Genomic DNA, 23,656 nt, shown 5'->3' with positions numbered 1-23,656 from the left:
CCTGACATCCGAATACATCTGGCTGACCGCGTGCATAGGTTTTGGGGCCGCTTCGCTGCCCATCGGGGATAAATCCCCTCACCACAGGTTTACTTCTCAGATTGAGGGTCGGATTCAAAAGCGTGTACTCCCTTCAATCGGCACAGCTTTGATCGTCGCGCGAGGTCCCGAAGCCGGAACCGGACTCGGCACCCCTTGCGCCGCCGTCGGCAACTGCGGCGCCTGCATGTCCGGCATCGCCCAGCTGCGCTCCGGTTGCAGGCCGCCCTGGGCGCGACGCATGAAGTCGTAGCGGTTGAGGGTAATGCTGCGCCCCGCTTCGCTGTCGCGGATGATGTATGGGCGCAGGAACACCATCAGGTTGGTCTTGCTGATCGCCCGGCGCTCGTTGCGAAACAGCGCACCGATTCCCGGCAACGTCCCCAGCCAAGGCACCGCTTCGTTGCTCTGGCTGTAGCCGTCCTGCAGCAAGCCGCCGAGGACCATGATCTGACCGTCGTCGAGCAGGATGCTGGTGTCGATCGCGCGCTTGTTGGTGACGATCCCCGCCGCTCGCGCGCTGACCGAAGCACGTTCGTCGATGCTGCTGACTTCCTGATAGATATCGAGCTTGACCGTGCCGCCCTCGGAAATTTGCGGCCGCACATTCAGCTTCAAGCCCACCTCTTCACGGGTCACGGTCTGGAACGGATTATTGCTGGTGCCCCCGCCGCCAGTGACGTAACTGCCGCTGACAAACGGAATGGTCTGGCCGACAAAAATGCTCGCCGCCTCGTTATCCAGGGTCAGCAGGTTCGGCGTCGACAGCACGTTGGTGCCGCCCTTGCTCTTCAACGCCCGAGCCAGCACTTTCAGGTCGAGGATCTTGCCGATGCCGGGGATGTCGACGGTGCCGTTGACATAACCGAGGTTCAAGCCTTGCGGCAGCACATCTAGGCTGGTCTTGCCGTTGAGATTGATCCCCGAACCGCCAAGGTTCGCCCCGCCGATCACGCCGTTGCCGCCGAGATTGCCGGTCTGCCATTGCACGCCAAATTCACTGGCATCGTCTTCGCCGACTTCGACGATCAGGCTCTCGATCACCACTTGCGCGCGGCGCTGGTCGAGCAAATCGATGACCTCGCGCAGGTTGCGATACAACGGCTCCGGCGCGGAAATCAGCAAGGTATTGGTGGTGGCGTCAGCCTGAATCGTCACCCCGCCCGCGCTGAACGCAACGTTCTGTTCGCTGGCCTGACTGCCGCCGCTGCCGGTCGAACTGCTGCCCTGGGCGTAACTGCCACCAGTGCTACCCGTGCTGGAAGTGGTCGAAGTATTGCCACTGGTTTGCGTGCCGCTCTGCGCGCTCGAACCGCCATTGTTGTTGCCGTTGCTGCCCATGGCACTGAGCACCGAGCGCGCACTGTCGCTGGTGCCGCTGTCGCTTTCGCCAGTCAGCAAACCGCGCAGGGCCTGCGCCAGTTTCGCCGCTTGCGCGTTACGCAGATACACCACATGCAGATTGCTCGGATTGCTCTGTGCGTTATCGAGTTTGTAGATCAGGTTGCGCGCAAGCTCCGTGCGCTCGGGGCTGCCGGCGCGGATGATGATGGTGTTGGAGCGCGGGTCGCCGATCACCGCGATTTTCTGCGTCGGATCGTTGCCCGGCGCGTCGAGCAGATCGGCGACCATCGGCGCGATGTCGGCGGCGATGCCGTTCTGGATCTGCACCACGTCAGTGTCGATCGCGCTCGGGGTGTCGATGGTCTGGATCAATTGGGCGACGCGGGTCAGGTTCTCGGCGTAATCGGTAACCACGATGGTGTTATTGCCGGGGTAAGCATTGATCGGGTTGTTCGGCGACACGATCGGGCGCAACACCGGAATCAGGTTCACCGCGTTTTCGTATTGCAGGCGAAAGGTGCGGGTGAGCATGCCGTTGCCGGCGGGTTTGTCCGGGCTGTAGATCGGTCCGCCGAGCAGTTTCGCATCGGCTTCCGGCACCACCTGGGCGACGCCGCCGACATCGACCACACTGAAACCCTGCATGCGCAACGCCGCCAGCAACATGTCATAAGCCTGGCGTGCCGGCACCTGACCTTCCGAGACCAGCGTCAGGCTGCCCTTGACCCGAGGGTCGACCAGAAACTGCTGGCCGGTGGAACGCGACAACGCGCGCACCACAGCCTGAATATCGGCATCGACAAAATTCAGCGTCACCGGCTGATCGCCCAGCGGATTGCTCGGCAGTGTGCTGCCGCGTGGGGCGCCGCCACTGCGTGCGCGTTCGGTGATGTTGTGCAGTTGCCGGGGTTGCGGCGCGGTTTGAGCCTGGGCGCGTTGCCGATCGAGCAGCGCATCACCGCTGCGTTGGGTGTTGGCCAATGGGCGGCCAAGTTCGCTGTCCACCAGCAACGGCGGCTGATTCGGCGGCGTGGTGGTGTTGCTGCACGCGCTCAACGCCATCAGCAGCATCGGCAACGCCAGACGTGCCGGTTTGGATCCTGACCCCTTCATGAAGCTTCCTTAGCGCCCAGCGCCTGATCCATGCGAACGGTGCCTGACAATGTGCCGGCAGTGACTTCGGTCGAAGCGTTGTCGGCGCGTTGCAGACGGGCCTCGACCACTTGCAGAGAAAGTTGTGCCGGAGTGCTCAGCAGCCAGTCGAGCAGCGCATCGGCTGGCGCCGCGTCGAACGTCAACTGCCACGCGCCAGTCTCCCCGGCCTGCAATTGATAGTGCCCGGCCAGGCCGCTGGCCTGCAGCGTTTGCTCAAGAGACTGCGCCAAGCTTTGCCCTTCGGGGCGCACGCTGACCTCGCGCAGCAGCACTTCAAGGGCTTCGGCCTGCGCACGCAACTTCGGCGTTTCGCTTTGCCAGTAAGTGATTTTTTTCAGCGGCGGCTGAATCAATGCGACCCACACCAACAGCGACAGCAGCACCACCGCCATGCCGCCGACCATGCGTTTTTCGCGCAGGGCCAGCGCTTGCCAACGCGCCTGAAGCTGCGCGCTGAAACGCTGCCAACGGGCGCGGTAGGCCGCGAGCGATGCCTTATTCATCTTCTGCTCCGCTGTCGTCAGCGCTGTCGTCGGGGTTGGTGACTTCGTCGCTTGGGCGCAGCAGCCAGCCTTCATCGTCAGCCGTCGCACTGATCCCGACCTGAGCCAATGCGGCTTGCCAATCCTTGTCCTTGTCATTGGCGCTGCGTCGGGCGTCGGCCAGTAGACTCAACTGCAAGGTGCCATCGACAAACGTCAGGCGCTCGACCGTGCCGGCCATGAACGGCATGCCACTGCCGGCCTGCAACACCAGCCGATTGAACGGCTGCGCCGGGTCCTCCGCCGCGCCCTTCTGCCGCGCCGCCAATTGCTGACGCGCCTGCTGCAGCGGATTGAGGATCACCGGCAACTCGGGAAAGGCCTGCTTCACCCGTTGCGCCATCTGCGCCTTGAGCTGCTGGCCCTGACTGGCTTCGCGGGCGGCATACAGGTTCAAGCCGATGACCCACACCGCCACCGCCAAGGCGCAAAGCCCCAGCGCCCGGCCCCAACCGCGATGCTCGCTGCGCTGCTGTTGCACCGCGCCGTGCAGGCCCCAACCGGGCAACGGCCCGGTCCAGCGTTGCGCCTCGGCCATCGGCAATTGCGCATCCGGCGGTGGCGTCGAACCGATCCAGTGCAGCGGCGTACCGCAGGTCAGCAGCCAATCGCCAATCTCGTCGTCGAACAGCGGCTGCACCCGCGCCACCTGCACGCTTTCGCGCAGCAACAAATGGCCGTCCTGCCGACAGGCCACCGTGCCCGGCAGCACCGGCAAGCGGTACGCCGCCGGGTACAGACCGCGCAGATTCAGACCGGCCTGCTTGAGCAATTGCCCGAGATGCTGCAAGCGTTGACGCGGCGCCCAGGCGATCTGCACCTGCCCCGCTTCATCCCGCGAACTGTGAGCGATGTGCATGTCGTTGCTATCGCCGAGCATCAAGGCCTGCGCCGCGCATTGCACCGCCGCTGCGGTCTTGTTCGCCGGTAGCGGTGGCAGGTCGATGCTCGCCAACAGGCTGTCCGCCGGGTGCAGATAAGCGCTGAGCGGTGGCTGCTTGGGTGACTGCCCCAGTTGGCTAAAGGTCTGGCGCTGTTCACGAATGACCTGCCCCTGACGGTCCAGCCACGCGCAGTCCATCTCACTGTCGAGACTTAACTGCGCCAGTGGCGGCAAACTCACACGCAACTGGCTCATGCCCCCACCCGCGACCAGATCACCTGCGGCAGACGATCCTCGCTGCGGTGCAGCAACGCATCGAGACTGACTCGGCGCTGATCCCGCCGCGCCTCGCCGCGCAGACGAAACCAGTCACTGGTGATGCCGACCTTGACGCTGGTCAGCTCCAGGTTCGGCATGCGCAAGCGGTTGACGAAATCGCCCCGGTTGATGAACCAGCGCCCGGCGTCACGCTCATTGATCAGCGCCTGCGCGCGCTCCAGCGACAACCCCGGCACATACGCGGCCAGCACCGGCGCGGTGGCGGTATTGCCATTGAGCCAAGTAGTCGCCGGAATTACCGTGAGATACGGCGCCAGTTTGTCGATGACCGCCTCATTCACACCCTCGACGCTGCGCAGATCATCGACACTGCGCAGCATCGGCAACTTCGGATGCTGTGGCTTGCGCGACGCATTCGGCGACGTGGCGCGGCCACTGTCAAAGGCGTTTTTGCTCGTGGTGTTTTCGGCAATCTGCGGATTCAACAGATACGGATAAGAGCCGATCACCCGCTGACTGATGCGCTGACTCAACCCGGCGCTGATGCCGATCAACGCGCACAGCCGCTGAAACGCCTGCACCTGCGCCTCATCGACACGCTCGTTGGCCACCAGATTGCGCAGGTTGAACTTGCCCTGCTCATCCTCCAGCCGCCCCTCGAAACCCTGCGCGTTCAAACGCTGCGCCCACGGCTGATCGAGCCGGGTCAGCGGATCACGCTGCCGCGCATCCCAAAGCAACTGCCGGCTGATCTCCAGACCGCCGTGCAACACCCAGCGCCCCTGCACCCGCTGCTGATCCGCCTCCAGCGCGCGGGTCGAAACGCTCTGCCGGGTCAACATTCCCGCCGCAATCACCGCGACCACCGCCGCGATCAACAGCGCACTGATGATCGCCATCCCCTGCTGATTCGATTGGCTGTTCATCACCGGCCTTACAGCTGCCAGGAACCGATATCGGCATTCACGCCGTCGCCGTCAGGCTGACCGTCGGCACCGAGGGAAAAGATATCGACCTCGCCATTCGCGCCGGGGTTGAGGTACTGATAAGGACGACCCCACGGGTCATTCGGCAAACGCTCCAGGTACGAACGCCAGTTGCTGTTCTTCGCATCCGCCGGCCGCTCCACCAGCACTTTCAGACCCTGCGTCATGCTCGGGTAAGTGCCGTGATCGAGGCGATACAACTTCAGCGCCTGCATCAAACCGCCAATGTCCTGCTTCGCCGCCGTGGCCCGCGCCTGATCCGGCCGGTCGAGCACCTTGGGCACCACCATCGCCGCCAGAATCCCGAGAATCACCACCACCACCATGATCTCGATCAGGGTAAAACCCTGCTGCCCACGCGGCATCCGGCTCGGTCGTCCGGGCTGTTTGAACTGCGCGATATCCATCTCGACATTCCCTTGGCTTGATTCGATTCGACGCGCAGTGTTGCAAGAAGATATGTCAGGGATGTTGAAAATCCTCGGGAGTTTTCGTCGTCAAGCCGTCAAGGACGGGGGTTAGCGTCGAGGGCTGTGTTTTGGTTTTGGGCCTTATATGCGCGCGTGTTCCCGAGAAGCGGGTTTCACCCTGATTGAAGTGCTGGTGGCGCTGGCGATCATTGCCGTGGCGATGTCGGCGGCCGTGCGCGTGGCCGGGCTGATGACCCAAAGCAGCGGAGTTCTGCGGGATCGCTCAATTGCAATGATCGCGGCGCAAACACGCATGGCGGAGCTGCAACTGGAAGGTCGATTGCCGACCGGTGTGAAAGCCGTTGATTGTGATCTGGGACGATTGTCGTTGCGGTGTGAGCAAGTAATCGCAGCGGCTGAAAATGGCCGCTTACTCAAAGTCGCCATCCAAGTCTTCAACCGCAACCAAGACGCCCCGGCCCTAGCCCGCCTGGAAACCCTATTAAATCGCCCCCTGTAGGAGCTGCCGAAGGCTGCGATCTTTTGACTTTGATCTTTTAAAACCAAAATCAAAAGATCGTCCGAACGCGGCCCGAGCCTCCGGCAGCCCCTACACAAACATCTCAGGCAACAAAACAACGCATGCCCACACGACATCCGCAATCAGCCTGAAACCCTGTGGGAGCGAGCCTGCTCGCGAAGGCGCCAGAACCGACACCCAATCAATCAGCAGGCACGCCCAGCACAACCATCACCCCGGCAACTGCAAATTATCCAACGCCCGATTCACCGCCAACTCCCCGAGCATAATCAACTGCGCAATCCCCAACAGCGCCCGACGCTGCGACACCGGCACCAGGCTGGCAATGTTCTGCGCGATGTTTTTGGCCGAAGCAAGCGTCTCACTGGCATCCACCAGCAGCTCTTCGGTTTTGTTATCCGCCGTCACGGCATACATCCCACGAGTTTTACGTGGCGGCGTGGAACCGGGCGGACAGAGGTAATGATCGAGCGCGCGGTCGGCGGCTTCGTGGAGTTTTTTGGAATCGATGGATTCGTAGGGGGAAACCGAGGGGGTTTCGGGCGGATTAGGTGTTGGTTTGATCATGGTGAAGCTCCATTTTTATACCTGGTGGAACCACCAAAACCCGTCGCTAAACAAGTAAGGGTGGCAGCTGTACGCGGGTTAGCGAACCGAGAGGTATAAGACCCGGCAGACCCGAAGGTCTCCCACGCACAGCCACCATGTCGTCGTCGCAAACGTCTGCGACAAACTGGAGCGTCGTTGCACTTATACCTGGTCGGGTCGCTAAACCCAGTCACTGGGTTGCCAGCGACACGTAGACGATAAAGACCAGGTACAAAGCGCACAAGCCGGCGGATTCTGGCGTAGCTGTAGGCAAAGGCGCAAGGATATGTAGCCTGAGAGAGTGTCTGGAGATGTCTTTTTAAACGCTGGTGTTTATCGAGACCTGACTGCGGCACCTCCATGTGGTTGGGAGGTCGGCCAGATGATTCTCAGATGTATTTTCTGGTAAAAAATCAGTCCCCTTTTTCCAGAGCCAACTAACATCCGCGTTCGTGCCAATATTACGATGCCCCGTGTGCTCTCAGTCGTCGTTGGGGCGCATCTTACCTCGCCCACCTATGTTCTATCGCTGCGTCATCGACAAAAAAAGCCTTGGTGCAAGGTATTAGGTATTTGAATGACGATATGTAACCTCTTCCAACAACAAGCATCAGTATGCCATCATCGCTGCATCTCATACGCTAGGAGGCACCTATGTTGATTTCAGATAATCTTCTTGAACGAGCCAGCGAGGAGCCACTCGCCGTAGTGGTAGAAGCGTGCACGCTTTACATAGCCGCCTCAAAAAAAGAGATGTTCTCTAGTTTAGAGAGTGAGAGTTTGGAAATTGTAAAGTTTCTGTTTTACATGAAGAAAAGTGGCGCTCTTGACTTCGAGGCAGATATTCCAGAAATCAGCAGTGGGTTGGTCAGCAAAGATGCCACTCGTGATTTCGTAGGGAAAGTTCTAGCCGAAGTTAACGTCATTCTAAAACATCACAAGACCCTCCAGTTGGAGGCTGACATAGATGCAAGATTTACCCGAAGCATTAAAAATAGTTTCGGCTATGAGTTCACTGATGGTGACTTTAAAGAGCTGCAATCTCTAATCAACAAGCTAAGGGATTTTATAGCCAGTTGCAAAGACCTTGATGCCGACCATAAAAGGCGCCTACACAAAAAACTGGAACAAGTCCAGCAGGAGCTTCACAAAAAAGTATCGTCCCTTGATCACATATACTCTCTAGCAATTGAAGCAAGCATCGTAGCTGGAAAAATTGGTGAGAATGCTAAGCCGCTGTTTGAGGCTGCAAAAGAACTTATGGGGATTTCCTGGAGAACGCATGCTCACTCGGAGGGCCTGCCATCTAGTAGCGAAGCGCCTATATTAGGGCATGAATCCACACCTAAAGAGATCGAGTAACTAAAGGGCCGCTCGTCGGCCCATCAAGTGACTTAAATTTAACACATATATTCGAACAATGGGGACGCATCTATTTTTTCAAATAGATCTGTCTCTTTTTCCTACGAGATCCCGAAACCAAGGAGTCAATTACTGTCGGCCTGATGGATGACGCTCACGAACTGTGGCAACGCGCTCACAAGTAGCTCACTTAACTTAAAAGTACTGAAAAGGGAACTAATTTATACTCTGCGATTGAATTAAATCAGCCCCCTTTTTCCCGATGAATCTAGATGACTAGTTCATTGGCCGATTCCTCTGTCCCTTTTACGCGCCTTTGCAAAAATCTGTTCGAAACGTTCGAAAAAAAAATTAGTGGATGGACACCTAATATAATAATCAGTGATAGAAAACCAATGAATCACCACCAAGGACGCTGCAATGCATAACGAAACCGATGAAACAACCCTCATGATGCCCGGAGATATTTTTTTGATGTGCGGCGAGGGATCGGAGTGGCTCGCGACGCTTCAAAAATTTATATACAAAAAAGCTAAGTCTAGCCATGTTATGGTGTCCATGGGAGACGGTGCATTTGTTCACGCAACACCTGATGGGGGAGTACACTTCACAGCATATCCGTCTATAAACAAGTCGGTTAAGGACGGTTGGCGGGTTATTAGAAAAGCTGGGCTAACTCAAGAAGATTTCGAGCAACTTCAGAGAGCCACAATGTTTTACGCTGGCCAAGCGTACAACTATAAATTTTTCTTAACTGGTGACGACGCTTCATCCTTTTGCTCGGAGCTTACCGCAAAAATTTACTCTCTCGCAAACATTGAACTAATACCAGAAAGAGAACCGAGTAAAACAACGCCAGCACACCTGGACGAAATTGCAGATGGCAATGAGTGGGAGGATGTAACGAACACTTACATCAACGGATTCGCAAGTATTGATACGACCCCAGAGACTTACGCTATCGGACACTCGTGCTTCTTCGCTCTAATTCGAAAGCGTCAAATGATGCTGAAAATGACCGATCAGCTTTTCGATATGCTTGATCATTTTAAGGGTGGCGACGACGATATCGCTCGACTTCGTGAAAAGTTTATTAGCATGGAGTCTGATTTTCGAAAGAACAAGAACATATCTTTCTGGGATGAAAGAAAATATCCCACAAAAGAAGGCAATGCGGAGAGTTGAGTAGCAAAACCAACAATAGAATAATCACCTATTGCGATCGCGAAAAAGGAGACGGATCTATTTTTTAAATAATATATCCCTCTCCTTTTCTTCGTCGAACGGCTATCTTTTTTGTCAAAAGCTGCCGGGCGGGCGCGATAACGCCACTACGTGACTATGCCACCAGGCCCACCTTCAGAAAAAGCTGACAGAGTTTAGTCGGGCGAACGACACCACCATCAAGGCCGCCATTGTTCATTCCCAGACCGGCGTTCACAAATGCAAGCAGAAGAGACTCATCCATTTTGACTGCATCTTCAATTTTCGCCTTGGAAAATTTTCCAATTTTATCGATATCAAGGGACGGGACTCGCTCAAGAGCGAATAAGATTCGGCTAAGCTCTTCAAACGAAATACCTTCTCTGGCATAAGCCGCGAAACACTTTGCTGCCAGTTCAGGCTTTTTCGAACTCTCCATTCTTTCCAGAATTTCGATTATTGTTTCACCTACTTTTCCCGCGAACTTTTCGTTTTCTCCAAGCTTACGAAGCATTTCATTCCGCTTATCTTCTGAAATCTCGGAAAGCTGACTGAGAAAACGAAGAAGCTTGCCGCAAAAAATGTGATCTCTGATAGATAATGTCGCGCTGAAGATACCGGCTATGGTGCTAATGACCGGGATTGATTTCGCAGCCTCTGAGGCGAGTAAGGCATCTATTCCGAGTTCGGCATATTCCTTTGCTGCGTCTCCCATTGCGCCAGATCGTATTACTTTCGCGAGTTCTAAACCACGCGATGAGTCTTTCTTGCCCATGAGCGTCTCCATTTTCTTGGCACTTTCTTTCAATAGGAAAGGGCACAAATCCATGTTCTTGAAAAAACCAGACGTTTTTTTAATTTATTTCGCCAAAGCAAATTCTGGCTAGTAGCGATAAAAATGTAGAATCCGCGGGGCGAGATAACTTGGCTCGCAGTTTATCCGCGAGCCCCTTCAGTTTCGGACTGGTCTCGCCAATTTGTGCCTATACAACATCGATTGACCTGATGGAGCTTGAAAAACCGAAACGCACCACTCTTCAATGACTTCCACCTCTTTCCCTTTAAAATTTGGTTTTTCAACCCATCCTTCCCCGGTCAAAAAATAGATAGTGCCGTATTTATCGAGCGGCATTGACAATCTCTACTTAATGAGTATTTTCTTTTTTAAAACAATAAAAATGTGAATTCATTTTCCGCTTAATCTATTTCCTTTTTTGCCCCTTCGCCCAATGAACACAGAGCACGAAACTCTAATTAGCTTTTGACTTACGAAGTTCTTCTCTCAGACCCTCAATTTGAGCTAATAGGCTTTCGTTTTCTTTAATAAGAAAGCTTTTCGATGGACTTTCAGGATTATGGTAAGACGGAATAGCATAAAGCAATTCCAGTTCATCTTTGTAAGGCATCAAAGGCTGATAAAGCTGATAGAAAGCGCGACCCACTGCACCTCTGAACAATTCAAGCATTGGCTTTTTTGCACCAATAGAAAGAATATGATCAGTAGCAATACCTGGATATGGGTCAATGTATATAATTTTTGTAATACCCAATTGATAAGCTTTTTTTTGCACAAAGCTCGCATGGACTTGCGGTAGTAAACAAGACGCCACCTATAAGTTCTTGCCCACCGTATTTTGCGATTTGCAAAAAAGCATTCTCTTCTGCATGCAGCGACCTTGAATGAACCTGGTTCTTTTCACCCTCAATTTCATTTTGTATAGTCTTGAAGCAAAACGGGATATTTCGTTTCTGAGTGGCGCCAGCCTTTATCAAATCAAAATACTTGTCACTCAGCGCCTTACGAAACACATTATCATTCCTCTCATACTCGCTATAATCAGAACTATTAACTCCACTCAACAAGTCTTCAGCGCTCCTCAACAAGCATGGAGTCTGCCCCTGTGGAGTACTATTCCAGCCAACGCTTTTTACACTGTAACTTATATCCGTTATTACAGCCCCCACCTGCCGCGATATACATCCAGAACTTTGCTTTACTGTATATGCTATTTGCATACAGTTTTCGACTGATGTTGGCATCACTAAGCCAGGATGCATCATAAGTGCCAGATACCACGCTAGCTGACTCACCAAATCATTTTGGTTAAACTCACTAGCCTTTGAGTTATGAACATGAATATCGGCAATCTCAATGCAAGCCTGAATATTTTGTGCGACAAACTTATTTGCCCCAGAAATCTTCCCAGGGTACTCCTTATTATCGAGATCTGATATTTCTTTTATTGATAGCTTTCTATACTCTTGCAAGCTATTCAATCTTTTTGAGTTTGATGTATTTACCGATATAAGGTAGAAATTTGCGTACCTTCTTTTTAAAAAAAATGCCTCATACGGATTTCTAATGGCATCTATAACAATCCTACATGGTATTCCTTTTGCCGCCGTGGATTTACGAACAAGCTTAATCAGAAAATTCAAGTGCTTTGGGAAGTTAAATAACTTATCAGCATCAAACTCACTTATATCCGCAACCCCTGAAGATCTGATATTGTCTCCTGACTCTTGGTAGAGCTTGGTGAAAATTGCGCCCCCCAATTTGTCTCTTAAGCTCTCAGTAGCAAGCGGCAAAGTTGAAAAGTAAAGCTCAATCCACGACTCAACTTAGTGAGGATCAACTCTCCCACTGAATGAGTTAAGCCTAAGAATCTCTTCTCGAACTCCATTTGACTCGTCATAAATCGTTGCTGCGATTTCTTGCGAAATCCCGGCGCCAGAAACCCCAGCCAAATGTAATATAAATGAATCCCTTTCCAAAAGTAACAGATGGTATGTAATTAACGATCGCACCTCGACCTTATAAAAGGGAGCCCACTCATTACCCTTTAGATATTTGTGAATTATTTTATGTTTTTTTAACTCATTCTCTGTAAGCCCTTCATAACCTTCTGCAGGGAATTCGAAGCTTACTCCGCCCAACTTGCTGGCAGCCGTAGAGCAACCTGAACCGGTACGCCCCGTAAGACCGATTATCAGGAAGTTATTTGCCTCATTGTAAACTCCGCTTATTGCCTTACCGGTCTTCGTGGACATTCCTTCTTCCTTCAACTCATCATCTATGAACAAAAATGTGGAAAGCACATTATTCCATTACAAATGTAGCCGTTTTTTTGGCGATCGTTGTCACGGCACAGGCGAAGCCAAGTCCATTTCAAACAGATGTGATCTGTAGCCCTGCGTCTGACAGTCCCTTGAGCTCCTGTGCGCTTCAGGCCGATAGCAACCAAAAAAACTTTTAGCTTGTGCGGTTCCTCTGCACCAAAGGTATGAACTGTTACTTCAGTAGCTACTATCCAACCTGAAACAGCAAAATAACCGCCTTCAATCTGTACCATTCACGGCCTAATCAACCTAGGCATCTCCACCCCCTCCCCCAACCTCTCCACCCCCAACCTCTCCACCCCCAACCGCACCCTCTCCCCCCCTGCACAATCACCACCCCCTCCACCGCCACCAACTTCACCCCAGGCCCCACCTTCTCCCCCTGCAAAAAACTCCTCGGCGGACCATCGTTCAAACTAAAAATCGCCACCGCCCCGCGACTCCCCGCCATCACCCCTCACCTTGATGTCCACCCGCGCCGTCTGGTTGGAAAACCATTGCAATGCCGGGCTATCACTGCGTGCCGCGAGCATTTGCGGTGGCGCCGGAGGGGTATGCGATTCGGCGGAGGTCAGGAGCAGCGACGACCAGGTCGCGACGCCGACCAGGGCGGCGAGCAGTGCGAGGGCCTGGACGGTTCGCGGGGGGATATGCGGGTGGTGAGCATCATGGGCTGAATCTCCTTTCAGTCCCTGCTGACAGGCTACGCGGCAATTCTCACGGTTTTACTTCACACGTTTTACATGTTGGCCGTGCAGGATGTTTTTTTGGGAAGGGGCTGGCCGCAACGGAGCGCGCGACCGGTTAACAGAAGGTTTCGCAAGATCCATCGCTTTGATCCTGTACCGTTTCACTGGCCCGTCAATAGCGTCCGCTTTGACTTGGCTCATAGTCAAAGCCAACTTGTAATGCAGCTCCAGCAAGCTATCGTTTCCAAGCCCTTCAAGATAGCTGTATGGCACGGTCCGAACATATTGGCCGGTATTAATCCAACTCTGATTCACTGCCGCGCCAGGGACCTTCCACACTTGAAGATTGTGCTCTGCACCCGTGGCAGTCCTGCCTTTCAATTCCAGCCAAACAGGCTGACCAGCCTGCATGAATGCCCAGACTCCCGCCCGGAGAGTACCGCCCTCCGTAACTTTGCTCAGATCCAGCTGATCGCCCTCAGCCTGCACGATGCTGAGTTTATCCAGTTCCGCGGCAGGTAACGGCAGGACGTTTACAGTCAGCGTGCCCGACGCGGTTTTACTGTCGCCTTCCGTGACTTCGTACTTGAGCATGAAGCTTTTAGTGGCGTTGCCGACGTTGGCAGCAATGGCCTCAGAATCAATCCAAAGCTCCGCACTCCCACTCTCCGCACCCGGCATGGGTGGAATCGTCGGGGAGCCGGCTCCCGGCGTGCCGGACATTATCAACTGAATGCTTTGGTCCTTATTCATACCAGGGTAGGCAACGCTCACCCGTACACCTGATTTGGCGTCGAGAGCGGCCAGGGTCACACTGGCCTCGACATCTGATGCGTGTGGCACTTGCAGTATGGGAACTTGAGCGGTTTGGTCATGAGGTTCATAAACAAAGGTGCGACCATCAGAGCCACTCAAGTTCACCCGGACAATAGGCAAGAACTGCCCCGTCTCCTGAAAGTAATCGCGCTGAAAAAAGCGCGCGCTCGTTAACGCCGTTTCACTTGTATGGAAAAAGGCTTGAATGGGGAGCTGCGTCGCAATGTTCTGGGGCCACGCGGCGATGATGACCTCGTTATGAAGCCTGCGCATATTCGGATCAGGGAGGTGAGATCTAACATCAACACTCATCGCAAATTCGGATTGATTTGCACCGAAACTACAATGGCGCCCATAAGCCCCGTTCAACTCATCGTAATAAACGCGCCACGTCGTAATATCGATAACACCTTGCTCCACACACGGCTTGCTAATGGGTAACTCCTCGTACTCGTTGCAACTGTCGCTCCGGTGATCGGTTGCCGCATCAAACGGATAGGCGCAGCGCACGGTAAGGGGAAAACCGGTGGGTGCCGCCATTTCCTTGAGAATCAAACCTTGGCTTTTCGCATACAAGAAGCCCTTGGTGCCGACATCTTCTCGAATATAGGAAAATGACACGCCGTTTCGCTGTACTGATCCCGAGCTTGGGTTCCACGCATGGTAGTCCGGTGAAGCACTTGTCACTCTGATCAACACGCCATTGCACTCGTAGGCCGGCGTGTTGCCACGACAGGCTGGCGTGGTGTCGGCATACCGTGCATTCAGTTTATCGGCCACTTGATAACCGATGTACAACTGATCCTGCTGATTGAATCCAAATACCGCACGGTCTGCCTGAGCCAAATCCATTCGCAGAATTGGCAGCCAATCCCCGGTAGTTGCAAAGTAGTCATACTGATCTCTCTGTGCCCCGAACAACGAACCTGATTTATTCGTATCGTAAAAAAGCGCCTGGATCGGAATTTTTTTCGGTGCGGCTTCGTCCCAGTTTCGTATCTGCAACTGGGTAGGTCGGGCCGACCAATCGCTGTCGATGCCTTGATGCGCCAGCAGGCTGGCCTTGAATAACGTGGGATTGAGACTGCTCAACGAGCATTGCTTTGTCGGTTGTCGGCCTTGTTGCTCGAAGTGCGCCAACCAACTCGCTGAATCACTTACGCCCTCGCTTGCGCAAGAGCTCGCGTCGTCGGCCTGTCGACTTGCGGTTGACAGGCCGCAACCGAAACCCGCATGGCTCCCAACAGGTATGAACGCGAAAGGATAGGCGCACAGGACATCCAGTGGCTGGTCCTTGCCGATAGCCGTGAACGAATCACTGAACACCACCCCGTTGGCTGACGGCAATGTCTGCGTACCCAAATCGGCGCGCAGATAGACAAAACTTTCCGCCCCCAATTGCGTGGCTACATCATCGTGTTTCCAGAATTCGCTCATCGGAGCGCTGCCATGCAACATGACGCCGCTGCAAAAATACGCCGGGTTGCCGCCCACACACTCTGCTTGCACGTTTTGATAGCGCTTGTTGAGCAATTGTGCGATTTCCGGGCCGGTTGCGGCTTCACCCAGACTATTGAACAGTAGCAATACCAACAGCCACGCCCTGACCCGCGTCCATTCGATTTGCATGATGCTCCGCCTTGATCTCAAGCTTCGAACAGTCCCTGGAATAACCCGGTTCACTGTCAGGCAATCATTAGTTATGCATGGCGAAGACTTCTGTTCAGCCATGCAGACTCGGGATGATTGAAGGCTTGATGCAGAGCGGCTGTCACCTGTCACATCTGACAGGTGAGTGGGGCTTTATGACGAATGGTCATTTCCTGGAAGCGGAAGAACAGGCTCTACTCAGGCCGGATGAGTGGCGACAACGGCGGCCCCTCCGCCAACCTTTCCACCTCCAACCTCACCCTCTCGCCACCCTGCTCAATCACCACCCCATCCCCCTCCACCGTCACCAACTTCACCCCAGGCCCCACCCTCTCCCCCTGCAAAAAACTCCTCGGCGGCCCATCGTTCAAACTCAAAATCGCCACCGCCCCGCGACTCCCCGCCATCACCCCGCTCACCTTGATGTCCATCGGCGCCGTCTGGTTGGAAAACCACTGCAACGCCGGGCTATCACTGCGTGCCGTGAGCATTTGCGGGGGTGCGGGTGGGGTGTGGGATTCGGCGGAGGTCAGGAGCAGCGACGACCAGGTCGCGACGCCGACCAATGCGGCGAGCAGTGCGAGGGCCTGGACGGTTTGCGGGGGGGAAATGCGTGCGGTGAGCATCATGGGCTGAATCTCCTTTTTGTCCCTGCTGACAGGCTACGCGGCAATTCTCACGGTTTTATTTCACACGTCTTACATGTTGGCCGTGCAGGATGTTTTTTTGGGACGGGGCAGGACGCAACGGAGTGCGCAACCGATGAAGGTGGGCAAGCAACAGGGTTTTACGCTGATCGAGTTGATGGTGGTGCTGGTGATCATCGGGATCGCCAGTGCGGCGATCAGTCTGAGTATCAAGCCGGATCCGCTGCAGTTGCTGCGCAAGGACGCCGAGCGGGTGGCGCAGTTGCTGCAGGTCGCGCAGGCCGAGGCCCGTGCGGATGGTCGGCCGATTGTGTGGGTGAGTGATGGCAAGGGCTTTCGCTTCAGTCGGCGCAGTGAGAGTGGCCGGGGGTTTGAGCATTTCAAGGATGATCCGCAGTTGCGGCCACGCACCTGGCAGAGTCCGAAGCTGGGGGTGCGGGTGGAGCCGAAGCAGAAGGTGGTGCTTAACGCCGAGTGGATCAATCCGCCGCTGCAATTGACCCTGTCTGATGGGCTCAATCGGCTGAGTGTGCTGCGTGATGCCAGTGGCAGGATCAGTGTGCAATGAACGCTCAACGGGGCTTTACCCTGATTGAGGTGATGGTCGCGATTCTGCTGATGGCGGTGGTCAGTTTGATTGCCTGGCGCGGGCTGGACAGTGTGACGCGGGCGGACAGTCATTTGCAGGCGAGCAGTGAGCAGAGTGACGGTTTGTTGCGGGCGTTGAATCAGTTGCAGCGTGATGTGGAGATGCGTGCGGGTGTGGAGTTGAGTGAGCCGAAGAAGGTTGGCGTGGATGATGAGCCGCCGAGTGCGCCGCCTGCGCTGACGGTGCGCAGCAGTGACAGCAAAGGGTTTCGGCTGGACATTATTCGCCGTGCGGCGGATCAGCCGGGGGCTTTGCAGCGGGTGCGTTGGTGGGTCAAGGGGGATACGTTGTATCGGGCGGTAGCTGAGGCGCGGAGTCGGTATCCGTTGCCGGCGCCGACTGGCGGGGTGGCGGTGTTGCAGGGGGTGAGTGATGTGCAGGTGCGGGTTTGGGAGGTGGATAAGGGTTGGCGGCAGTTGAGTGGCAATCGGCGGGAGAACCCGTTGGGGTTGGAGGTGCGGTTGACGCGGGAGACGGCGCAGGGGGTGGAGCGGTATCGGCAGGTGATGGGGCCGTTTGAGTGATGCATGCAGGTTATGTCGATATCACTGCGCATCGGAGATTTCTGTAGGAGCTGCCGGAGGCTGCGATCTTTTGACTTTGATTTTGAAGATCAAAAGATCGCAGCCTTCGGCAGCTCCTACATTGGAATGGGGGCAGTCAGTTGGGGGGTGGTTGGCTGTTAGGGCGTCATCACTGGCAAGCCAGCTCCCACAGGGGGTAGTGGGGTTGGCTGAATTGGGTTAGCTGAGGACGACGACGCCGCCGGGCAGTTCGGTGCATTTGACGCCGTAGGCGTCGCGGATCAGCAGGGCGACGCCGGCGAGTTGGTCGAGGCTGAAGCGGGCCTGGACGCGGCGTTGGCCGAGGTCGCGGTTGAGCAGCAGCAACATGCCGGGGCGGTAGCGGTTGATTTCGTCGATCATCTGGCTGAGGGTTGCGCCGTTGAATACCAGCACTTGTTGGCGCCAGTTCATCACTGCGGCGGTGTCGACGCTTTGCACTGCGCCCACTCGTTGCGAGTCGTAGGTCAGTTGTTCACCGGGCTGCAGGCGCAGGCTGTGGCCATCGACATTGACGTCCACCGAACCATCGAGGCACGTCACGCACACTTGCTGATCCGTATTGCGCAAATTGAACCGCGCCTGACTGGCGCGCAACCACCCTCCTCCAGCCTGCATCGCCAATGGCAACCGCGCGGTCTGCACTTCAACCTCGCCGCTGACCAGTTCGAACCTCTGCACATCGTCATCGCCGGCGCGCTGGTTAATGCGGGTCTGGGTGTTGAGTTCCAGGCGCACGCCGTCGGCCGGTTCGAAACGCTTCTGCTGGCCGACTTCGGTGATGTAATCGGCGCCGAGCCCTTCAAAGCCACCGGGAATCGTCCCGCGCACCAGCAGGAACGCCGCCGACGCCGCGATGGCGCCACCGAGAAACGCCCGTCGGCCAAAGCGCCGAGGCGACTGCAGCCTTTCAGCGGCAGGCTGCAGGTTGTGCCACAACACCTTGGCCTGCTCGAAAGCCTGAGCATGTTCGGCGCTCTGCGCGCACCACTGGCGCAAGGCGCGGGCGTCGGCCACGGTGGCGCGGCCGGAGGTCAGCAGGACCAACCAGTCGTGGGCTTCGCTGTGCAGATTGTCGGCCGCCGATGGCTTGGCAGATGTCAGTCGAAAGATGTTCAAACGCGCAGATTCTCAACGAAATGATCGGGCACTATTCAGAAGACGGTTTTCCGGCCCCGCGACCGAACCGCTGAAACACTTTTCTTTCCAGTTTCGCGGCGCAGAAGCCCAATGCAGCTTTGATTTCCTTTTCGACCATGCGCGTGGAGATGCCAAAACGCTGGGAGATTTCCAGGTGCGGCGCCTCTTCCAGCCGCGCTGCGATGAAGATTCGGCGACGCCGCGCTGGCAGTTCGTAGAGGGCGCTGAGCAGCGACTGGATTTCCTTTTGCCCGCCCACCACCCGCGCCGGGTCCAGCGCCTCGTCGCCGATCTGCAGCAGCTCTTCGACTTCCTCACCGGTGAGCAGGCGCGCGTCGGCCTGACGGCGGTCGGCGGCGATGTTCAGGGCCATGCGATAGAGGTAAGCGTTGGGCCGCAGCAGGTTGGGCGGCGTTTCCATGCGGTCGACCCGCAGGTAGGTTTCGTGCAACACGTCGTTGGCCAGATCTTCCGAGCCGAGACGCCTGCGCAAGCGCACCCGAAAGTCCTCGTAGGACGTCAGGAACAGCTGGACCATCGAACCTTGTCCGGTGTCTTTCATCCCCCGGAAACTCCTTCCCATTGGGTGCATTCCATGCGTTTCCCTGACGACTCCGGTAACAACAGCAACGTGACCGGCTGACGCAACGCGCTGGGCGTCGGCCGGTCGATCCTGAGATTGCGAAAGCTCTCCACCAGCGCGGTATCGCGCCGTACATCACCGGTGGTGGTGACCAACCGGTTGTGCTGCACCACACCGTCGCGCCCGACCCAGACCTGCAACACCGCGCGATAACTGCCCGGACGGGTCAGCGGCGAACGGCACAGGTTGCGCTCGATCGCCGCTTGCACCGCCGTGGCGTAGCTGCGACTGACAGCGGCACTGGCCGGGGTGGTTTTGTCCAACGCCGACGGCACGTCCTCGACCTGCGCCACCTGCAAAGTGAACGCATCGGCGCGGGTGTAACGCGCCATCAGGCCGCTGCCGCCGAGCAAACGGCGCAAGGCGTCGGCAGCGGTGTATTCGCCATCGACCGCCAACGAGCGCCGGCCACGACTCAACTGGCTGTCGACCAGCACTGCAACGCCCGTGGCATGGCTGTACTGATCCAGCGCCCGGGCCAAGTCCTGCGCCGGGATGTGCAGGGTCATGCGCAAGTCGGCCGGCAGCGGTTCGGCGGTCGCCGCACCGCTGAACCAGCCAAGCAGCAGCCCCAGACTCACCCGGCGCACGAGAGTCGCTGAACGCTGAAGACCGTCCCTGGAACTGCCTCGCTGCACGGCTGACGTACCCCTGAAAACCGTCATCCTGATGGCTGTTTATGAATCTGGTGTGACGGGCGGTGCAAAAAAACCATCACGGGATTCGCGCGAGGCTTGCACTAGACTGCAATCAGAGAACGGCCGCTTCGGGCCGGCCAGGAGGCTTGCATGAAATCACTGTGGAAAATCGCCCTCGGCGGGCTGCTGCTGAACGTCTTCGCCAGCGCCCACGCCGAACAGCCGTTGGGTTGTGTGGAGGTAACGGTGGGTGGCTACAAGGCGCCGAATTACGACTGTCTGAGTCAGCAGATGGGCAACAATCCCGAGGGTGCAGCCGCCGCGCAGAAGAATCAGGAAGCGCTGAATGTGCCGGTGAACAAGCGGCCGCCGAATCAGGTTGGGCTGGCGACCCCGGCCGCAACTGGCACACGCATGGGTAACACCTTCGGCACCTCAGTCAAACCACAGCGCCCACCCGCCAATAACGGAACCTCCCCATTAACCAATAAATGAGTCAAACACCTGAGGCTAAGAAACTCACACACCTAGAGGAAGGGGAAACACACCTGTGGCGAGGGGATTTATCCCCGATCGGCTGCGCAGCAGTCGTCAATCCCGCTGACTCGGTTTATCTGAAGGACCCGCGGCGGATAGTGTTGGGCCTGCTGCGCAGGCCATCGGGGATGAATCCCCTCACCACAAGGAATACCTCAATCACTAGAAATACCCCAATTACAGGGTATGCACGTCAGTCGCTTGGGGTCTGGCGGAAGCTTACCGCCAGGCGATTCCAGCTGTTGATCGTGGTCACTGCCATGGTCAGATCCACCAGTTCGGCTTCACTGAATTGCGCTTTGGCCAACTGGTAAACATCATCCGGCACATGACTTTCAGCCAACAACGTCACTGCCTCGGCCCAGGCCAACGCGGCGCGCTCGCGGGGATTGAAAAAGCCGCTGTCGCGCCACACCGCAATCGCATACAAACGCCGTTCACTCTCCCCGGCGCGCCGCGCATCCACTGAATGCATGTCGGTGCAAAACGCGCAGCCGTTGAGCTGCGAGGCGCGGATCCGGATCAGTTGCAACAGTGGCGCCTCGATGCTCAGGTCGCGGGTCAGCGCTTCCATGGCGAGCATGGCTTTCATCGCCTTGGGCGATGCGTTGTAGTAGTCCAGACGCGGGGACATGGGCAGGTCTCGGAATGCGGGATAGTGGTTTTACGGTAGGCGCTGATGCGCCAGCGTTACAGCCCCAATTCCACGAAAAACCGCCACACCACTGAAATCCCGGCCCCACACATTTCCCCTGTAGGTGCTGCCGTAGGCTGCGATCTTTTGATCTTGCTTTTGCTTATAAAAAATCAAAGTCAAAAGATCGCAGCCTGCGGCAGCTCCTACAGGGATGGTGACCAATTTCGGGTTTTTGTGCTGCGCAACTACTGCCCATCACGCAACAGCGGTAATCTGGCCGACACCCCAATCGCCCCCCGGAGCCGCGTCGGTATGGAACTTCACGTCGTGATCAATGGCCGCAAGGACCTGGCCGGCCAGCTGTACAACCAGCTGCGCGGCGCCATCGAGTCCGGGCGTCTGGCCGCCGGCACGCAGTTGCCGCCCAGCCGCTTGCTGGCCGAGCAACTGGGGATTTCGCGCAAGACCATTTCCGACACCTACGCGCAGCTGACCTACGAAAACTTCCTTACCGGCGTCATCGGCAAAGGCACCTACGTCAACGCCCGTCCGGCGCAGGTTCAGCGCAAGCAAAGCCACACCGAACTGGCCAGCGCCGAACAGATCGAGCGCTGGCGCAACCTGCCGATGTTCCTGCAGCACCCGACGCTGGAAGGCTCGCTGCGTTACGATTTTATCGGCGGCGCCACCAGCAAGGGCCAGTTCCCGCATGACGACTGGCGCCGTTGCGTCTCGCATGCGATGCGCCAGATGGCCGGCTCCAAAGGTTTCTACAGCGTTCCCGAAGGCTTGCCGGCACTGCGCAATGCGATTGCCCGGCACATCGCGTTTTCGCGCGGGATCAACGGTCGGGACGAGGACATCGTGGTGTGTAACGGCGCGCAGCAGGCGCTGGATCTGATCACCCGCGTGCTGATCAGCCCCGGCAGCCAAGTGGCGATGGAAGACCCGGGTTATCCGCCGGCCCGACTGCTGTTCGGTAGCCACGGCGCCGCAGTCAGTGGAGTTCCGGTGGATGCCGAAGGCATTGTGGTCGAACAGATTCCCGAGGGTACGCGGCTGATTTACGTCACCCCGTCGCACCAGTTTCCGCTGGGCATGTCGATGAGCCAGGCGCGCCGCGAGGCGTTGCTCGCCCGGGCGTATGAACTGGGCGCGATCATCATCGAGGACGACTATGACAGCGAATTCCGCTACGAAGGCCGGCCTACGGACTCACTGTTCAGCCTCGACCAGCGCGGGATCGTTGCCTACGTTGGGACCTTCTCCAAAACCCTGCTGCCGGAGCTGCGCCTGGGTTACGCAATTCTGCCGCCCGCGATCCTCGAAGCGGTGATCCGCGCGAAAAAGCTCACTGACCAGCACGCTTCGACCTTGCCGCAATGGGCGCTGGCCAAGTTCATTGCCGAAGGTTGTCTGCTCAAGCACATCCGCCGCTGCCACGCGATTTACGCCCAGCGCCGCGAGCGGATTCTGGCGCGCATGGCCACGGATCTGTCGCCGTGGCTGGAGGCGATACCGCCCAGTGCCGGGTTCCACATGGCAGTGCTGTGCAAGGTGCCGGTCGACCTGGCGCTGGTGATCGAGCTGGCGAGAAAGGTCGAGGTCGGGTTATATCCCATCGACATTTTCTATTATCAACAGCCGGTGAGGAGCGGCCTGTATTTCGGCTTCGGCGCCATCGAAACCCTCGACATCGACACCGCTCTGGATCGCCTGCGCGACATTCTGCAACAAGTGGCGTGAATGATTGGTCTGCGCGATTAACCGCCGATTGGTTATTGGTGATCAACGGGTGCAGGCCTATTCTGCATGGGCGTTATCCCTCAATGAGCAGGATTCGTCCGGCCTGATTCAGGAGAGTGAGCAATGTCCATCGAAGTGATCAACACCGTTCAGGTGCGCGCCGCCGCCGGCCGTTCGGAAGAGCTCGGCCGGCAGTTGCAGAAGATCGTCGACACCCTGCGCCAGACCCCGGGCTGCGACGCCTATATGGTCGACCGCTGCCCCGAGGACAGCCAACGCTGGACAGTGAGCGCACGCTGGCAGTCGGAAGCGGCGATGCAGGCGCACTTCAACCGGCCCGAGGCGCAGGGGTTTATTGACCTGATCGATAGCCGTCTGGCCAATAGTGTGGATTTCAATAGTTTCCCTATCGTTTAGAAGCAAGATCAAAAGATCGCAGCCTTCGGCAGCTCCTTGTATCTCGACTATCGCTCCGTCAGGAGCGATAGTTCTCGACTGATCATCGAGGGAGGGACTTGGAAGCCGTGCAGCTCCTTAGGCTTTTTGCCTGTGATGTAGATCGTGCTCCAGCCCTCCACACTCACTCATATAGTTCGAACGGTATCTTGGGCCCGTCTCTGGCGAGAGCTCGCATTCGCAAGGTTGGACAGAGTGCAGTGATGATCGAAAACAGATCAATGGAGAGACACTCATGTCCAGTTTCGTCGGTGTCGATATCGCTAAAAACACCTTTGATATCGCCACGCACTTGCCAAACGGTAAGCACAAAACCAAGGCCAAGCTGCCTAATGACGCGAAGGGTTTCAAAGAGTTTGAAGCTTGGTTGAACAAGCAGGTCGAGCCCACAGC

General features: G+C 56.6%; 24 protein-coding genes and 1 pseudogene. 8 read left to right on the top strand and 17 right to left on the bottom strand.

What is annotated here, in order from left to right:
* Window positions 1-114: 114 nt before the first annotated feature.
* Genes gspD through gspG form a run of 5 tightly spaced genes read right to left on the bottom strand, consistent with a single transcriptional unit; the run spans window position 115 to window position 5,635 of the window.
* Entirely contained in the window at window positions 115-2,496 is a 2,382-nt protein-coding gene (gene gspD, locus ACTJKS_RS27455; protein ID WP_142580132.1) for a type II secretion system secretin GspD, read from the bottom strand.
* Window positions 2,493-3,041, bottom strand: coding sequence for a type II secretion system protein GspM (gspM, locus tag ACTJKS_RS27450; protein WP_108182504.1), 549 nt, complete (start codon window positions 3,039-3,041; stop codon window positions 2,493-2,495). The genes gspD and gspM overlap by 4 nt, the downstream gene beginning before the upstream one ends.
* The gene (gene gspL / locus ACTJKS_RS27445) at window positions 3,034-4,218 is read right to left on the bottom strand and encodes a type II secretion system protein GspL (RefSeq protein WP_108182503.1); all 1,185 of its coding nucleotides are present in this window, start codon (window positions 4,216-4,218) and stop codon (window positions 3,034-3,036) included. The genes gspM and gspL overlap by 8 nt, the downstream gene beginning before the upstream one ends.
* Complete coding sequence (gene gspK, locus ACTJKS_RS27440) at window positions 4,215-5,168, bottom strand: type II secretion system minor pseudopilin GspK (protein ID WP_108182502.1); 954 nt, start codon at window positions 5,166-5,168, stop codon at window positions 4,215-4,217. Before gspK ends, gspL begins: the two co-directional genes overlap by 4 nt.
* An 8-nt stretch (window positions 5,169-5,176) precedes the next feature.
* Window positions 5,177-5,635 (bottom strand): type II secretion system major pseudopilin GspG, encoded by a 459-nt coding sequence (gspG, locus tag ACTJKS_RS27435; protein WP_108182501.1) that lies wholly within the window; start codon window positions 5,633-5,635, stop codon window positions 5,177-5,179.
* Window positions 5,636-5,783: 148 nt separating this feature from the next.
* On the opposite strand from gspG, the gene gspI reads away from it, so the two are divergent.
* The gene (gspI, locus tag ACTJKS_RS27430; protein WP_108182500.1) at window positions 5,784-6,158 is read left to right on the top strand and encodes a type II secretion system minor pseudopilin GspI; all 375 of its coding nucleotides are present in this window, start codon (window positions 5,784-5,786) and stop codon (window positions 6,156-6,158) included.
* 231 nt (window positions 6,159-6,389) lie between these two features.
* On the opposite strand, the gene ACTJKS_RS27425 is transcribed toward gspI, so the two are convergent.
* Window positions 6,390-6,746: a DUF6124 family protein gene (locus tag ACTJKS_RS27425; protein WP_108182499.1), complete on the bottom strand. Its 357-nt coding sequence runs from the start codon at window positions 6,744-6,746 to the stop codon at window positions 6,390-6,392.
* Between the two features lie 675 nt (window positions 6,747-7,421).
* Between ACTJKS_RS27425 and ACTJKS_RS27420 the strand changes: the two genes are divergently transcribed.
* Both ACTJKS_RS27420 and ACTJKS_RS27415 read left to right on the top strand, forming a co-directional pair.
* Complete coding sequence (locus ACTJKS_RS27420; protein WP_108182498.1) at window positions 7,422-8,129, top strand: hypothetical protein; 708 nt, start codon at window positions 7,422-7,424, stop codon at window positions 8,127-8,129.
* A gap of 420 nt (window positions 8,130-8,549) precedes the next feature.
* A complete protein-coding gene (locus ACTJKS_RS27415; protein WP_262948269.1) occupies window positions 8,550-9,314 on the top strand; it encodes a hypothetical protein in 765 nt (254 codons plus the stop codon).
* Window positions 9,315-9,468: 154 nt separating this feature from the next.
* Here ACTJKS_RS27415 and ACTJKS_RS27410 read toward each other — a convergent pair whose 3' ends face one another.
* From ACTJKS_RS27410 to ACTJKS_RS27380, 7 genes and pseudogenes are all read right to left on the bottom strand, one after another.
* The gene (locus ACTJKS_RS27410) at window positions 9,469-10,107 is read right to left on the bottom strand and encodes a hypothetical protein (RefSeq protein ID WP_108182496.1); all 639 of its coding nucleotides are present in this window, start codon (window positions 10,105-10,107) and stop codon (window positions 9,469-9,471) included.
* A gap of 475 nt (window positions 10,108-10,582) precedes the next feature.
* Window positions 10,583-10,903 carry a hypothetical protein gene (locus ACTJKS_RS27405; protein WP_262948268.1) on the bottom strand — a complete coding sequence of 107 codons (321 nt, stop codon included), beginning with the start codon at window positions 10,901-10,903 and terminating at the stop codon, window positions 10,583-10,585.
* A complete protein-coding gene (locus ACTJKS_RS27400; protein ID WP_262948267.1) occupies window positions 10,854-11,888 on the bottom strand; it encodes a hypothetical protein in 1,035 nt (344 codons plus the stop codon). Before ACTJKS_RS27400 ends, ACTJKS_RS27405 begins: the two co-directional genes overlap by 50 nt.
* A 66-nt stretch (window positions 11,889-11,954) precedes the next feature.
* Entirely contained in the window at window positions 11,955-12,383 is a 429-nt protein-coding gene (locus ACTJKS_RS27395; protein WP_262948266.1) for a hypothetical protein, read from the bottom strand.
* Between the two features lie 302 nt (window positions 12,384-12,685).
* Window positions 12,686-13,102, bottom strand: a pseudogene (locus tag ACTJKS_RS27390) (type II secretion system protein N).
* Between the two features lie 75 nt (window positions 13,103-13,177).
* Window positions 13,178-15,586 (bottom strand): hypothetical protein, encoded by a 2,409-nt coding sequence (locus ACTJKS_RS27385; protein WP_440829041.1) that lies wholly within the window; start codon window positions 15,584-15,586, stop codon window positions 13,178-13,180.
* A 215-nt stretch (window positions 15,587-15,801) separates the two neighbouring features.
* Window positions 15,802-16,236: a type II secretion system protein N gene (locus ACTJKS_RS27380; protein ID WP_108182494.1), complete on the bottom strand. Its 435-nt coding sequence runs from the start codon at window positions 16,234-16,236 to the stop codon at window positions 15,802-15,804.
* A gap of 133 nt (window positions 16,237-16,369) precedes the next feature.
* Between ACTJKS_RS27380 and ACTJKS_RS27375 the strand changes: the two genes are divergently transcribed.
* Together ACTJKS_RS27375 and ACTJKS_RS27370 are read left to right on the top strand one after the other, a co-directional pair.
* On the top strand, window positions 16,370-16,822 hold the full coding sequence (locus ACTJKS_RS27375) for a GspH/FimT family pseudopilin (protein WP_108182493.1): 453 nt from the start codon (window positions 16,370-16,372) through the stop codon (window positions 16,820-16,822).
* Complete coding sequence (locus tag ACTJKS_RS27370; protein WP_108182492.1) at window positions 16,819-17,427, top strand: prepilin-type N-terminal cleavage/methylation domain-containing protein; 609 nt, start codon at window positions 16,819-16,821, stop codon at window positions 17,425-17,427. The genes ACTJKS_RS27375 and ACTJKS_RS27370 overlap by 4 nt, the downstream gene beginning before the upstream one ends.
* A 219-nt stretch (window positions 17,428-17,646) precedes the next feature.
* On the opposite strand, the gene ACTJKS_RS27365 is transcribed toward ACTJKS_RS27370, so the two are convergent.
* From ACTJKS_RS27365 to ACTJKS_RS27355, 3 genes are read right to left on the bottom strand one after another with little or no spacing between them, the layout of a single operon-like run.
* Window positions 17,647-18,585 carry a FecR family protein gene (locus ACTJKS_RS27365; RefSeq protein ID WP_108182491.1) on the bottom strand — a complete coding sequence of 313 codons (939 nt, stop codon included), beginning with the start codon at window positions 18,583-18,585 and terminating at the stop codon, window positions 17,647-17,649.
* Window positions 18,586-18,616: 31 nt separating this feature from the next.
* Complete coding sequence (locus tag ACTJKS_RS27360) at window positions 18,617-19,168, bottom strand: RNA polymerase sigma factor (RefSeq protein WP_027613107.1); 552 nt, start codon at window positions 19,166-19,168, stop codon at window positions 18,617-18,619.
* Window positions 19,165-19,830 carry a secretin and TonB N-terminal domain-containing protein gene (locus ACTJKS_RS27355; RefSeq protein ID WP_262948264.1) on the bottom strand — a complete coding sequence of 222 codons (666 nt, stop codon included), beginning with the start codon at window positions 19,828-19,830 and terminating at the stop codon, window positions 19,165-19,167. The genes ACTJKS_RS27360 and ACTJKS_RS27355 overlap by 4 nt, the downstream gene beginning before the upstream one ends.
* Before the next feature lie 207 nt (window positions 19,831-20,037).
* On the opposite strand from ACTJKS_RS27355, the gene ACTJKS_RS27350 reads away from it, so the two are divergent.
* The gene (locus ACTJKS_RS27350; protein ID WP_108182489.1) at window positions 20,038-20,382 is read left to right on the top strand and encodes a hypothetical protein; all 345 of its coding nucleotides are present in this window, start codon (window positions 20,038-20,040) and stop codon (window positions 20,380-20,382) included.
* Window positions 20,383-20,617: 235 nt separating this feature from the next.
* On the opposite strand, the gene ACTJKS_RS27345 is transcribed toward ACTJKS_RS27350, so the two are convergent.
* On the bottom strand, window positions 20,618-21,058 hold the full coding sequence (locus ACTJKS_RS27345) for a carboxymuconolactone decarboxylase family protein (protein WP_174376880.1): 441 nt from the start codon (window positions 21,056-21,058) through the stop codon (window positions 20,618-20,620).
* A 315-nt stretch (window positions 21,059-21,373) separates the two neighbouring features.
* Here ACTJKS_RS27345 and pdxR point away from each other — a divergent pair, with 315 nt between their 5' ends.
* Together pdxR and ACTJKS_RS27335 are read left to right on the top strand one after the other, a co-directional pair.
* A complete protein-coding gene (gene pdxR, locus ACTJKS_RS27340; RefSeq protein WP_108182488.1) occupies window positions 21,374-22,807 on the top strand; it encodes a MocR-like pyridoxine biosynthesis transcription factor PdxR in 1,434 nt (477 codons plus the stop codon).
* A 123-nt stretch (window positions 22,808-22,930) separates the two neighbouring features.
* A complete protein-coding gene (locus ACTJKS_RS27335) occupies window positions 22,931-23,224 on the top strand; it encodes a putative quinol monooxygenase (protein WP_108182487.1) in 294 nt (97 codons plus the stop codon).
* Window positions 23,225-23,656 lie beyond the last annotated feature (432 nt).

It is taken from the genome of Pseudomonas sp. 22189 (genome assembly GCF_052045635.1).
GTDB classification, from domain to species: Bacteria; Pseudomonadota; Gammaproteobacteria; order Pseudomonadales; family Pseudomonadaceae; genus Aquipseudomonas; species Aquipseudomonas parakoreensis.
This window is presented reverse-complemented; position numbering and strand designations above follow the sequence as displayed.